At 50.8% G+C, this 12,116-nt stretch carries 12 protein-coding genes, 1 tRNA gene and 1 pseudogene; 2 read left to right on the top strand and 12 right to left on the bottom strand.

Annotation, left to right across the window (positions count from 1 at the left end):
* From BFF42_RS13775 to rlmE, 8 genes and pseudogenes are all read right to left on the bottom strand, one after another.
* On the bottom strand, window positions 1-287 hold a 287-nt coding region (locus tag BFF42_RS13775), incomplete at its 3' end, for a transposase (RefSeq protein WP_000567737.1).
* Between the two features lie 92 nt (window positions 288-379).
* A pseudogene (locus tag BFF42_RS13770) lies at window positions 380-736 on the bottom strand (phosphoethanolamine transferase); the annotation flags it as partial.
* Window positions 737-1,194: 458 nt separating this feature from the next.
* Window positions 1,195-1,281: transfer RNA gene (locus BFF42_RS13765), tRNA-Leu, on the bottom strand.
* A gap of 14 nt (window positions 1,282-1,295) precedes the next feature.
* Entirely contained in the window at window positions 1,296-1,628 is a 333-nt protein-coding gene (gene secG, locus BFF42_RS13760) for a preprotein translocase subunit SecG (RefSeq protein ID WP_001295556.1), read from the bottom strand.
* A 227-nt stretch (window positions 1,629-1,855) separates the two neighbouring features.
* Window positions 1,856-3,193, bottom strand: coding sequence for a phosphoglucosamine mutase (glmM, locus tag BFF42_RS13755; protein WP_039060378.1), 1,338 nt, complete (start codon window positions 3,191-3,193; stop codon window positions 1,856-1,858).
* The gene (gene folP / locus BFF42_RS13750; protein ID WP_039060376.1) at window positions 3,186-4,034 is read right to left on the bottom strand and encodes a dihydropteroate synthase; all 849 of its coding nucleotides are present in this window, start codon (window positions 4,032-4,034) and stop codon (window positions 3,186-3,188) included. The genes glmM and folP overlap by 8 nt, the downstream gene beginning before the upstream one ends.
* Before the next feature lie 89 nt (window positions 4,035-4,123).
* A complete protein-coding gene (gene ftsH / locus BFF42_RS13745; RefSeq protein WP_001107475.1) occupies window positions 4,124-6,058 on the bottom strand; it encodes an ATP-dependent zinc metalloprotease FtsH in 1,935 nt (644 codons plus the stop codon).
* 99 nt (window positions 6,059-6,157) lie between these two features.
* The gene (gene rlmE / locus BFF42_RS13740) at window positions 6,158-6,787 is read right to left on the bottom strand and encodes a 23S rRNA (uridine(2552)-2'-O)-methyltransferase RlmE (protein ID WP_000145975.1); all 630 of its coding nucleotides are present in this window, start codon (window positions 6,785-6,787) and stop codon (window positions 6,158-6,160) included.
* Window positions 6,788-6,912: 125 nt separating this feature from the next.
* Between rlmE and yhbY the strand changes: the two genes are divergently transcribed.
* Window positions 6,913-7,206 carry a ribosome assembly RNA-binding protein YhbY gene (gene yhbY / locus BFF42_RS13735; protein ID WP_001054420.1) on the top strand — a complete coding sequence of 98 codons (294 nt, stop codon included), beginning with the start codon at window positions 6,913-6,915 and terminating at the stop codon, window positions 7,204-7,206.
* Window positions 7,207-7,362: 156 nt separating this feature from the next.
* Here yhbY and greA read toward each other — a convergent pair whose 3' ends face one another.
* Entirely contained in the window at window positions 7,363-7,839 is a 477-nt protein-coding gene (gene greA, locus BFF42_RS13730) for a transcription elongation factor GreA (protein WP_001148001.1), read from the bottom strand.
* A 247-nt stretch (window positions 7,840-8,086) separates the two neighbouring features.
* Here greA and dacB point away from each other — a divergent pair, with 247 nt between their 5' ends.
* Window positions 8,087-9,520, top strand: a complete 1,434-nt coding sequence (dacB, locus tag BFF42_RS13725) for a serine-type D-Ala-D-Ala carboxypeptidase (RefSeq protein WP_001212655.1) — start codon at window positions 8,087-8,089, stop codon at window positions 9,518-9,520.
* Window positions 9,521-9,559: 39 nt separating this feature from the next.
* Here dacB and cgtA read toward each other — a convergent pair whose 3' ends face one another.
* From cgtA to rpmA, 3 genes are all read right to left on the bottom strand, one after another.
* Entirely contained in the window at window positions 9,560-10,732 is a 1,173-nt protein-coding gene (gene cgtA / locus BFF42_RS13720; protein ID WP_000673561.1) for an Obg family GTPase CgtA, read from the bottom strand.
* Between the two features lie 15 nt (window positions 10,733-10,747).
* Window positions 10,748-11,713: a DMT family transporter gene (locus BFF42_RS13715; RefSeq protein WP_000813016.1), complete on the bottom strand. Its 966-nt coding sequence runs from the start codon at window positions 11,711-11,713 to the stop codon at window positions 10,748-10,750.
* A gap of 126 nt (window positions 11,714-11,839) precedes the next feature.
* Complete coding sequence (rpmA, locus tag BFF42_RS13710; RefSeq protein WP_000940595.1) at window positions 11,840-12,097, bottom strand: 50S ribosomal protein L27; 258 nt, start codon at window positions 12,095-12,097, stop codon at window positions 11,840-11,842.
* Window positions 12,098-12,116: the final 19 nt, after the last annotated feature.

The raw sequence follows: 12,116 nt of genomic DNA, 5'->3' as shown, positions 1-12,116 counted from the left end.
AGTTCATTTTCCATCGTTTTCTTGCCGAGCAGGCGCTGGAGTTCTTTAATCTGCTTCATGGCGGCAGCAAGTTCAGAGGCAGGAACAACCTGTTCTCCGGCGGCCACAGCAGTAAGACTTCCTTCCTGGTATTGCTTACGCCAGAGAAATAACTGGCTGGCTGCTACACCATGTTGCCGGGCAACGAGGGAGACCGTCATCCCCGGTTCAAAGCTCTGCTGAACAATTGCGATCTTTTCCTGTGTGGTACGCCGTCTGCGTTTCTCCGGCCCTAAGACATCAATCATCTGTACTCCAATGACTAGTCTAAAAACTAGTATTAAGACTATCACTTATTTAAGTGATACTGGTTGTCTGGAGATTCAGGGGGCCAGTCTACAAAGGCACATAGATAAGGGATATACATCCCCAGCATTTTGACAACTTCATCCGGATCACTCTGGAGCACACTAATCGCAAATCCATCATTGAAAGTTGTACCAAAGGTACACCATGAATAGAGGCTAATACTCATGTCTGCCGCAGTCAGTAACACAAATGGTGCGGCAACAAGCAGGCGAAGCGGAAGGGATGATATACGTTTTACAACCAGGATGGTCAGGACGAAGAACAGCAATCGCTGAACCATATGCGCGCCGGAAGAGGCGACTAAGTTCGTAATACCAAAAACAATAACACAAAGATACAACAACCAATGAGATTTAAAACTTCTAGCAAATTTGTTGAATACTGTCATCCAGAAATCCAAGTTCACAACCAATATAAACAATTATCAACAATGTTCAATTTTATATCAGACATGTTTTTCAACTCTGATCCATATCAGACCGAAACACTGTTAGTTTTTTCTTTTTAAATGATGCGGCCATTGCGTTCTCAGTAATTAAATAACATTATCAATGCGTCTCTAAACATTACGCAGAACGTAGCCATCAGTAGTTATACTGACAGGAGCAGGATGGTTTATCGAGAAGTAAACATATCCGTATTCGTACCGGAACTGGAGTTGACACAATAAAGTGCCAATTATGTCAGCAGAAGGGAAAAGTTTATAACTAAGGCGTACCGGCACCATCGTTTCAAGGTACCAGCTACGAGTAAAGCAACTGGACGAGATACAGATACCTGACAACCATTCCTCAGACCAGGACCAAAACGAAAAAAGACGCTTTTCAGCGTCCCTTTTCTGGAATTTGGTACCGAGGACGGGACTTGAACCCGTAAGCCCTATTGGGCACTACCACCTCAAGGTAGCGTGTCTACCAATTCCACCACCTCGGCACGGATACTACTTTTTAGTTCGGGATATCGCTGGTCGGCTTAGCCGGAGCAGCTGGTTGAGTTTGTTCGGTTTTCGCCGGTGCACTCAGATTTTCCCATTCGCTACCTTTATTGGTTTTGTTGCTATTGATGTTACCCAGCACCAGACTGATGATGAAGAATAACGTTGCCAGCAGCGCCGTCATGCGGGTCATGAAGTTACCAGAACCACTTGAACCAAACAGCGTAGCGGAAGCGCCTGCTCCGAAGGAGGCTCCCATATCAGCGCCTTTACCTTGCTGCAGCATGATCAGACCAACAAGGCCAATTGCCACAATAAGGAAAACTACCAAAAGAGCTTCGTACATAATCAACCTGTTCCTTGCGGAGTTGCCGCGTACCAATGCTTCAACCAATAAAGCGGGAGTTTTTAATCTTTCCCACTGAAGCGGGTGTGAATACTAACCAAAGCGAATGACCTTCGCAAGGGCAATTTTATCGCATTGTATCAACTGCGGAAAAAAACAGCAAAACCGATGTGTTCGCTGAGAAAAAAGGCGACAATCGCCGCCTTTTTAGCCAGTCATTTATCGTTTTAAACGGCTTTTACTGCATCGGCGATGCGGTGTGCAAATTCAGTCACCTGCGCTTCGTCTTCGCCTTCCACCATCACGCGAATTAACGGTTCGGTGCCGGATTTACGCAGCAACACGCGTCCACGGTTGCCCAGCGCAGCTTCAACCTCTGCGGTCACGGCTTTAACTGACTCATGCTCAAGCGGATCGCCGCTACCTGCGGTGTAACGCACGTTAACCAGAATCTGCGGGAACATTTTCATGCCGCTGCAAAGGTCGTGCAGGCTCATATGGTTACGTGCCATCGCCGCCAGCACCTGCAAGCCAGCAACGATGCCGTCACCGGTAGTGGTTTTATCCAGCAGGATCACATGACCGGAATTCTCTGCACCGATACGCCAGCCTTTCTCCTGCATTTTTTCCAGTACGTAGCGGTCACCCACTTTCGCGCGCGCAAATGGAATACCTAACTGTTTCAGCGCCAGCTCAAGCCCCATGTTACTCATCAATGTACCCACAGCACCACCACGCAGCTGGCCCTGACGAAGACCTTCACGCGCGATGATATACATGATCTGATCACCATCGACTTTATTGCCTTCATGGTCAACCATAATCACGCGATCGCCGTCGCCGTCGAAGGCAATACCGAGATCCGCTTTTTCAGCCAGCACACGAGCCTGGAGCGCGCGAACGTCGGTAGCCCCCACTTCGGCATTGATGTTTACACCGTTCGGCTCACAACCGATAGCGATAACGTTCGCCCCCAGTTCACGCAGCACGTTCGGCGCGATGTGATAAGTCGCACCGTTTGCGCAATCCACCACAATCTTCAGTTCGCTGAGGCTAAGTTCGTTCGGGAACGTGGCTTTGCAAAACTCGATATAGCGACCCGCAGCATCAACGATACGGCTGGCTTTACCCAGTTCTGCCGAATCAACACAGCTGATCTCTTTTTCCATTTCCGCTTCGATGGCCTCTTCTACCGCATCCGGTAGTTTGGTGCCGTCGATAGAGAAAAATTTAATGCCATTATCGTAGAACGGGTTATGCGATGCAGATATCACAATTCCGGCCTCTGCGCGGAAGGTACGCGTCAGATAAGCCACGGCCGGTGTTGGCATCGGGCCAGTGAAGAGTGCGGAAAGGCCCGCTGCCGCCATACCCGCTTCCAGTGCTGACTCCAGCATATAGCCAGAAATACGCGTGTCTTTACCAATAATGATCTTACGGGAGCCGTGGCGCGCCAGCACTTTACCCGCGGCCCAACCCAGCTTAAGCACAAAATCAGGTGTGATCGGCGCATCCCCTACACGACCACGAATCCCATCGGTACCGAAATATTTACGATTACTCATAGCGTTTGTTTTCCTTTGCAGACAGAGTGGCTTCCACCACCTGCATCGCTTCTACGGTTTCTTTGACGTCATGAACACGAATAATGTGCGCGCCTTGCATTGCGGCAATGACCGCACAGGCCAGACTACCGCTCAGGCGCTCGGACGGCCCCACGTTCAGCAGCTGCCCAATCATCGATTTTCGTGACATACCTACCAACAGCGGCAGGTTGAAATGGTGAAATTCAGCCAGGCGCGCCAGTAATGAATAGTTATGGGAGAGATTTTTACCGAAACCGAATCCGGGGTCGAGCAACAATTTCTCTTTTGCGATACCCGCCTGCTCGCAACGTGCTATTTGCTCAATAAAGTAGCGATTCACTTCTGCAAAGACATCGTCATACTTCGGAGCTTCCTGCATGGTTTTTGGATTTCCCTGCATATGCATCAGACAAACCGGTAAACCGGTTTCTGCCGCCGCCTCCAGAGCGCCAGGTTCGGAAAGGGAGCGGATATCGTTAATAATGTGAGCGCCAACTTTCGCTGACTCACGGATGACTTCTGGTTTGGATGTATCTACCGAGAGCCAGACTTCGAAGCGTTGAGCAATTGCCTCAACCACAGGAATAACACGTTGCAACTCTTCTTCAACGCTAACTTCCGCCGCCCCTGGGCGCGTGGACTCGCCACCAACGTCAATGATCGTCGCGCCAGCGTTGATCATCAGATTCGCATGTTTCACCGCATCTATCAGCGAGTTATGCGTGCCACCATCCGAAAAGGAATCAGGCGTGACGTTGAGGATCCCCATTACGTGAGGATGGCTAAGGTCCAGTGAAGTGCCCTGGGCAAAGAGTTTCATGGTGTTATCCCTGGTATGAATTGATAAGAAAAAACCCCGGAGCACGCCCCGGGGTTTTCGGTACAAATACAGTCATCTGATGCGGGAACTTACTTGTCGCCTAACTGCTCTGACATGGTGTTACCCGGGTTCGGCGTACGCGGTTCATCAACCGGACGAGGAGCCTTTGGACTACCATTGTCGCCAGAATTGTTAGAAGCGCCTGGTTCTTCCCAGCCCGCTGGCGGACGTACATCGCGACGTGCCATCAGGTCATCAATCTGCGGTGCGTCGATAGTCTCATATTTCATGAGAGCATCTTTCATCGCATGCAGAATATCCATATTGTCGGTCAGAAGCTGACGCGCACGATTATAGTTACGCTCAATCAGTGCTTTCACTTCCTGGTCGATGATACGTGCAGTTTCATCGGACATATGTTTCGCTTTTGCTACGCTACGGCCGAGGAACACTTCACCTTCTTCTTCCGCGTACAGCAGTGGACCCAATTTCTCAGAGAAGCCCCACTGAGTCACCATGTTACGCGCCAGGTTGGTCGCAACTTTAATATCGTTGGACGCACCGGTAGAAACATGTTCCGGCCCGTAGATGATCTCTTCTGCCAGACGACCACCGTACAGCGTAGAAATCTGGCTTTCCAGTTTCTGACGGCTGGCGCTGATTGCGTCGCCCTCAGGCAAGAAGAAAGTCACACCCAGCGCACGACCGCGTGGGATAATCGTCACTTTGTGCACCGGATCGTGTTCCGGCACCAGGCGACCGATAATCGCATGACCCGCTTCGTGGTAAGCCGTCGATTCTTTCTGCGCTTCCGTCATCACCATGGAGCGACGTTCCGCACCCATCATGATTTTATCTTTCGCTTTTTCGAACTCAATCATCGACACAACGCGTTTGTTGCCACGAGCAGCGAACAGTGCCGCTTCGTTTACCAGGTTCGCCAGGTCAGCACCGGAGAAACTAGGAGTACCACGGGCAATGATTGCCGCGTCGATATCGGGTGCCAATGGTACGCGACGCATGTGAACTTTCAGGATCTGCTCACGACCGCGAACATCTGGCAAGCCAACCACAACCTGACGGTCGAAACGGCCAGGACGCAGCAGGGCCGGGTCAAGAACGTCCGGACGGTTAGTCGCGGCGATAACGATGATACCTTCGTTACCTTCGAAGCCATCCATCTCAACCAGCATCTGGTTCAGAGTCTGTTCACGTTCATCGTGACCACCGCCCAGACCAGCGCCACGCTGGCGGCCTACGGCGTCGATTTCATCGATAAAGATGATGCACGGTGCCGCTTTCTTCGCCTGTTCGAACATGTCACGAACACGGGATGCACCCACACCGACGAACATTTCTACGAAGTCAGAACCGGAGATAGTAAAGAACGGAACTTTCGCTTCGCCTGCAATCGCTTTCGCCAGCAACGTTTTACCGGTACCCGGAGGACCGACCATCAGGACGCCTTTCGGGATCTTACCGCCGAGTTTCTGGAAGCGGCTCGGCTCGCGCAGATACTCTACCAGTTCAGCAACTTCTTCTTTTGCTTCGTCGCAGCCCGCAACGTCAGCAAAGGTCGTTTTGATCTGATCTTCCGTCAGCATGCGCGCTTTGCTCTTACCAAACGACATGGCACCTTTGCCACCGCCGCCCTGCATTTGACGCATGAAGAAGATCCAGACACCAATCAGCAACAGCATCGGGAACCAAGAGATGAAGATAGAAGCCAGCAGGCTTGGTTCTTCAGGCGGTTCACCGACAACCTTGACGTTCTTGGTCAACAGGTTATCCAGTAATTTCGGATCCTGAACCGGAATGTAAGTGGTATAACGGTTACTATCTTTCTTGGTAACGTTGATTTCACGTCCGTTGATACGCGCTTCACGAACCTGGTCGTTATTGACCTCTTGTAGGAAGGTAGAGTAATCCACCTTACGGCCATTAGACTCGCTGGGCCCAAAGCTCTGGAATACTGACATCAGCACAACGGCAATGACCAGCCAGAGTATTAGGTTTTTCGCCATGTCACTCAAGGGATTAACCTCTTATTACAACTGTGTTAAAAACAGCGTCAGGATACTCTATATCCAGCATCTTTCAAACTTTCGTCTGAAATCTCCCGGTTAGGGTTTACGCCCGGTCGCTACAATATACACTTCCCGCGAACGTGCACGAGAAGAGTCCGGCTTACGAACTTTGACCTTCGTAAACAGGGAGCGAATTTCCCTTAGATACTCATCGAAACCTTCGCCCTGGAACACCTTCACTACAAAACTGCCACCTGGCGCTAATACATCACGACACATTTCTAACGCCAGTTCCACCAGATACATGGCACGGGGGATATCCACCGCCGGTGTTCCGCTCATGTTTGGTGCCATATCGGACATGACAACCTGGACTTTGCTGTCGCCAACGCGCTCCAGCAGTGCTTTCATCACCAGTTCATCACGAAAATCGCCCTGAAGAAAGTCCACACCAACGATAGGATCCATAGGTAAAAGATCGCAAGCGATGATGCGGCCTTTGCCGCCAATTTGGGTGACCACATATTGTGACCAACCACCCGGAGCAGCACCAAGGTCGACAACCGTCATTCCCGGTTTAAAGAGTTTGTCACTTTGCTGTATTTCATCAAGTTTAAACCAGGCACGGGAACGTAACCCCTTTTTCTGTGCCTGTTGAACATATTTATCGCTAAAGTGTTCCTGAAGCCAGCGGCTGGAGCTGGCAGAACGCTTCTTACCTGTCATTTAACTTTCCCATGGGGATAACTCATCGTAACCAATTGCGTAAATTTTTACGCGCCTATTTGGTGATATATGGGAGATGGCGGTAGAATGACCCGTTTTCAATCCCAACGTAAGCAAAAAATACGATGAATCTGAGTACTAAACAAAAACAGCACCTGAAAGGTCTGGCACATCCGCTCAAGCCAGTTGTTCTGCTTGGCAGTAATGGTTTGACCGAAGGGGTGCTGGCCGAGATTGAACAAGCGTTAGAGCACCATGAACTCATCAAGGTGAAAATCGCCACCGAAGATCGCGAAACAAAAACCTTGATCGTGGAAGCTATCGTGCGCGAAACCGGCGCCTGTAATGTACAGGTCATCGGTAAAACGCTGGTGCTTTATCGCCCAACTAAAGAACGTAAAATCTCGCTGCCACGCTAAGATTATCCTAAAGTTACACACATTTGCTGTGTAAAACGAGGGGTTTTCCGCAGGCAGGAGAGCAAAATGCCACGCTCTGTTCGTTGATAAAAGGCCGCATAGCGGCCTTTTTCCTTTCTTTACAATACATCAACATCTTGATGTATTGGGTAATTCTTACAGGTATTCCACCTTAATTACTTCAAATTCTACTTCGCCGCCCGGCGTTTTGATGACCACAACATCATCTTCTTCTTTGCCGATCAGGCCACGAGCAATAGGCGAGTTTACAGAAATCAGGTTTTGTTTAAAGTCAGCTTCGTCATCGCCAACGATGCGATAAGTCTGTTCTTCGTCAGAATCCAGATTCAGCACCGTTACGGTAGCACCAAAAATAACGCGCCCATTGTTGGGCATTTTGGTGACATCAATCACCTGCGCGTTCGACAGCTTGGCTTCGATGTCTTTAATACGGCCTTCGCAGAAACCCTGCTGTTCACGAGCTGCGTGGTATTCGGCGTTTTCTTTCAGGTCGCCATGCTCACGCGCTTCCGCGATAGCAGCAATGATTTCAGGACGGCGCACAGATTTCAGAAAATCCAGCTCTTCGCGTAATTTTTCAGCGCCGCGTAAGGTCATCGGAATAGCTTGCATTTGTTATACCTCTTGAATATTCCTGATGGGGCAAGTCTTCACCCACCCCGGCTGTTCGGCCTGCCCGGCATAACTCCTCACCGGGACCAGAAGCAAAAAAATACCGACCCGGGTACAAGTCCCAGGTCAGCTACAATTCACATTTTGATAGTCATTTTACCCTGAAGTTCCCGAAGGGTCATCGTTTACTTTATAGGGCGTTGCGCCGTAGTATGACGGCTCGATTCCAGGTTGTTAGCGCGAGATTATGCGATTTTCCAGATTTATCATCGGATTGACCAGCTGTATAGCGTTCAGTGTTCAGGCCGCGAATGTTGATGAGTACGTTACTCAACTCCCCGCTGGTGCCAACCTTGCCCTGATGGTGCAAAAAGTCGGCGCGTCGGCCCCCGCTATTGATTACCACAGTCAGCAGATGGCGCTGCCCGCCAGTACGCAGAAAGTGATTACTGCGCTGGCGGCGTTGATTCAACTCGGCCCCGATTTTCGTTTCACCACGACGCTTGAAACCAAAGGCAATGTGGAAAACGGCGTACTTAAGGGTGACTTAGTGGCGCGATTTGGTGCCGATCCGACGTTAAAACGTCAGGATATTCGCAATATGGTCGCGACTTTGAAAAAATCTGGCGTCAACCAAATCGATGGCAATGTGTTGATAGATACCTCCATTTTCGCCAGCCACGATAAAGCCCCCGGCTGGCCATGGAATGACATGACACAATGCTTTAGCGCTCCGCCTGCCGCTGCCATAGTTGACCGCAACTGTTTCTCCGTCTCGCTCTACAGTGCCCCAAAACCTGGTGATATGGCTTTTATACGCGTGGCATCTTATTACCCCGTTACGATGTTCAGCCAGGTACGCACCCTCCCCCGAGGTTCTGCCGAAGCGCAATACTGCGAACTGGATGTCGTACCAGGCGACCTGAACCGCTTTACGCTGACGGGATGCCTGCCACAACGTTCTGAGCCGCTCCCGTTGGCTTTTGCCGTGCAGGATGGAGCCAGCTATGCCGGGGCAATTCTGAAAGATGAGTTAAAACAGGCAGGTATCACCTGGAGCGGAACACTGCTGCGCCAGACTCAGGTTAACGAACCTGGAACGGTAGTTGCCAGTAAACAGTCGGCCCCGTTGCACGATCTGCTTAAGATTATGCTGAAAAAGTCGGACAACATGATCGCCGATACGGTTTTCCGCATGATAGGCCATGCGCGCTTCAATGTGCCTGGAACATGGCGGGCCGGGTCGGACGCCGTGCGTCAGATCCTGCGCCAGCAAGCCGGTGTCGATATTGGAAACACCATTATTGCCGATGGTTCAGGGCTTTCGCGGCATAACCTGATTGCCCCCGCCACCATGATGCAGGTGTTGCAATACATTGCCCAACACGACAATGAACTTAACTTTATCTCCATGCTGCCGCTGGCGGGCTATGATGGCTCTTTGCAGTACCGTGCAGGTCTGCATCAGGCGGGCGTGGATGGAAAAGTCTCAGCGAAAACCGGTTCGTTGCAGGGGGTATATAACCTGGCGGGATTCATTACCACAGCGAGCGGGCAACGAATGGCGTTTGTACAATATCTTTCTGGCTATGCAGTAGAACCGGCGGATCAGCGTAATCGCCGTATTCCGTTAGTGCGTTTTGAAAGCCGTTTGTATAAAGATATTTATCAGAACAATTAGTCAAAAAGAAACCCCGGCACATGGCCGGGGTTTTGCTGATTAACGCTTGTAAATGAACTCAACGCCTTCTTCGTCGTCTTCGTCCCAGTCATCATCCCAGTCCTCATCATCCTCTTCAGCAATCTCTTCAAGCTGCTGGCGATGATAATCATCCCACATGAATTCGACTTTCTCTGGCTGTTTCGCTTCTTCAGCCTGCACGACCGGGTTTTCAATGATAAAGGTCATCACATCCCAGCAGAGATCTTTCACGCCCAGTCCACTCGCCGCAGAGATCAGATAATATTTATCTTCCCAGCCCAGCGCTTCAGCAATCGCTTTCGCTTTCTCTTCAGCTTCTGCCTTATCCAGCAGATCGATCTTATTGAACACTAACCAACGCGGTTTCGCCGCCAGATCCTGGCTGTATTTTTCCAGCTCGCTGATAATAATACGCGCGTTTTCAACCGGATCGGTGCCGTCAATCGGATCGATATCGATGAGGTGCAACAGGACGCGGCAACGTTCCAGGTGCTTCAGGAAGCGGATACCCAGACCTGCGCCTTCCGCAGCGCCTTCAATCAGTCCTGGAATATCGGCAACAACGAAGCTCTTTTCGTTGTCCATTCGTACCACACCCAGACTTGGCACCAGAGTGGTAAACGGATAATCCGCCACTTTCGGTTTAGCCGCCGATACCGCGCGAATAAAGGTCGATTTACCCGCGTTTGGCATCCCCAACATACCGACGTCAGCCAGCAGCATCAGCTCCAGCAGCAGCTCACGCTTATCACCCGGCGTACCGTTGGTTTTCTGCCGTGGTGTACGGTTAACGGACGATTTGAAACGGGTATTGCCCAGACCGTGCCAGCCGCCCTTAGCAACCAGCAGACGCTGACCGTGTTTAGTCATATCGCCCATGGTTTCACCAGTACCCTGGTCGATTACACGCGTACCTACCGGCACTTTAATCGTCACGTCTTTACCGCGCTTACCGGTACAATCGCGGCTTGCGCCGTTCTGACCGCGCTCTGCACGGAAAGATTTTTCAAAACGATAATCGATAAGCGTGTTCAGGTTTTCGTCGGCTTCCATCCATACGTCACCACCATCACCACCGTCGCCGCCATCCGGGCCGCCTTTCGGAATATACTTTTCGCGGCGGAAGCTCACGCAACCATTACCGCCATCACCTGCAACGACCAGAATCGATGCTTCATCAACAAACTTCATTTTATTCTCCGTAAATCATTCGCCTGCGCGGGGTTGCGATACCACCGTTGTATGCTTACGTAATCCGCCCCAAATACGATGACCAATGGTGGAATACATCGCGCCCGCAACCACGACAAACGCACCGAGATAACCTAAAAGGTTTAACATCGGTCTGGCGAAGAAATCGGGCCAGGCCAGTGATAAAAGATCTGAAAAAAACAGCGTAAACAGTGGGGTGAGCGTGATGATCGCGCTCACCTGCGCTGCCTGCCAGCGAGCCATCGCTTCCGCCAGGGCGCCATATCCTACCAATGTATTCAGTCCGCAAAAAATTAAACATGCGAGCTGCCAGTGGCTAAGCTGCGCTATCACTCCTGGCTTTGCCAGAGGGAAGAGCGCAATTGTACATAAAGTGTACAGCAAAAACAGGATCTGCGGTGAGGCCAGCCGACGCAATAAAACCTTTTGCGCCACGCCATAACTCACCCAAACCGTCGCCGCACCGACCCCAAAGATGACTCCCCAGGTGTAATCAGTGAGCTTTGTAAATATCTCGACCAGAGTGGTGTTAAAAAACATCACCAGGCCGCTCAGGAGCATCAATGCCCCTACAACCTGAGTGCTGCGCATTTTCTCTTTCAGGATAAATACGCTGGCAACCATCATGCCAACTGGCGAGAGTTGCCCAATCACCTGCGAAGCGGTCGGACTCAGGTATTGCAAGGATGAGCTGAACAGGATGAAGTTCCCAAACAGCCCGGCGGTCGCCACTGCCAACAAAATCAACCAGCGTAGCTTACGAAACACGCGTAATGGCGGCAACCTCTTCTTCACCGCAAGAATGGCACCCAGGCCAATACTCGCCATCAAGAAACGGTAAAACACGATTGTCGGAGGTTCCATCACCTCCAGCACCTGCTTCATTGCGATTGGCAACGCCCCCCAGCAAATTGCTGTGGTGAGCGCCAAAAGAATGCCAATGCCTGCCTGCTGCTTCATACCGTATTCCCTGCAAAGCGCATTTGCGGATTAACGTCGCACCATGCTCATTTTTACCGGTTATCGAATGTAAAAAGCCCCGCAACGTGTTGCGGGGCTTTCATCCGTTACCGGGACACGAAAAACTTATTCAGCTTCGATGCTGATAAATTTACGGTTTTTCGGGCCTTTAACTTCGAATTTCACTTTACCGTCTGCTTTAGCAAACAGAGTGTGGTCACGACCGCAACCTACGTTAGCGCCAGCGTGGAATTTGGTACCACGTTGACGAACGATGATGCTACCCGCCAGAACGGATTCGCCACCGAAACGCTTAACGCCCAAGCGTTTAGCTTCTGAATCGCGACCGTTACGTGTGGAGCCGCCAGCCTTTTTATGTGCCATTTGAAATCTCTCCTCAGGT

Origin of the sequence: Shigella sp. FC1661 (assembly GCF_001712525.1) — a bacterium.
GTDB lineage: Bacteria > Pseudomonadota > Gammaproteobacteria > Enterobacterales > Enterobacteriaceae > Escherichia > Escherichia coli.
The sequence above is the reverse complement of the archived record's forward strand: the minus strand, read 5'-3'. Positions and strand labels throughout refer to the sequence as shown.

Excerpts from the sequence above, each read along its gene's own strand:
- secG (WP_001295556.1), bottom strand. The coding sequence starts at position 1,628 with ATGTACGAAGCTCTTTTGGTAGTTTTCCTTATTGTGGCAATTGGCCTT.
- folP (WP_039060376.1), bottom strand. The coding sequence starts at position 4,034 with ATGAAACTCTTTGCCCAGGGCACTTCACTGGACCTTAGCCATCCTCAC.
- greA (WP_001148001.1), bottom strand. The coding sequence starts at position 7,839 with ATGCAAGCTATTCCGATGACCTTACGCGGCGCTGAAAAATTACGCGAA.
- dacB (WP_001212655.1), top strand. The coding sequence starts at position 8,087 with ATGCGATTTTCCAGATTTATCATCGGATTGACCAGCTGTATAGCGTTC.
- rpmA (WP_000940595.1), bottom strand. The coding sequence starts at position 12,097 with ATGGCACATAAAAAGGCTGGCGGCTCCACACGTAACGGTCGCGATTCA.
- cgtA (WP_000673561.1), bottom strand. The coding sequence starts at position 10,732 with ATGAAGTTTGTTGATGAAGCATCGATTCTGGTCGTTGCAGGTGATGGC.
- ftsH (WP_001107475.1), bottom strand. The coding sequence starts at position 6,058 with ATGGCGAAAAACCTAATACTCTGGCTGGTCATTGCCGTTGTGCTGATG.
- glmM (WP_039060378.1), bottom strand. The coding sequence starts at position 3,193 with ATGAGTAATCGTAAATATTTCGGTACCGATGGGATTCGTGGTCGTGTA.
- yhbY (WP_001054420.1), top strand. The coding sequence starts at position 6,913 with ATGAATCTGAGTACTAAACAAAAACAGCACCTGAAAGGTCTGGCACAT.
- BFF42_RS13715 (WP_000813016.1), bottom strand. The coding sequence starts at position 11,713 with ATGAAGCAGCAGGCAGGCATTGGCATTCTTTTGGCGCTCACCACAGCA.
- rlmE (WP_000145975.1), bottom strand. The coding sequence starts at position 6,787 with ATGACAGGTAAGAAGCGTTCTGCCAGCTCCAGCCGCTGGCTTCAGGAA.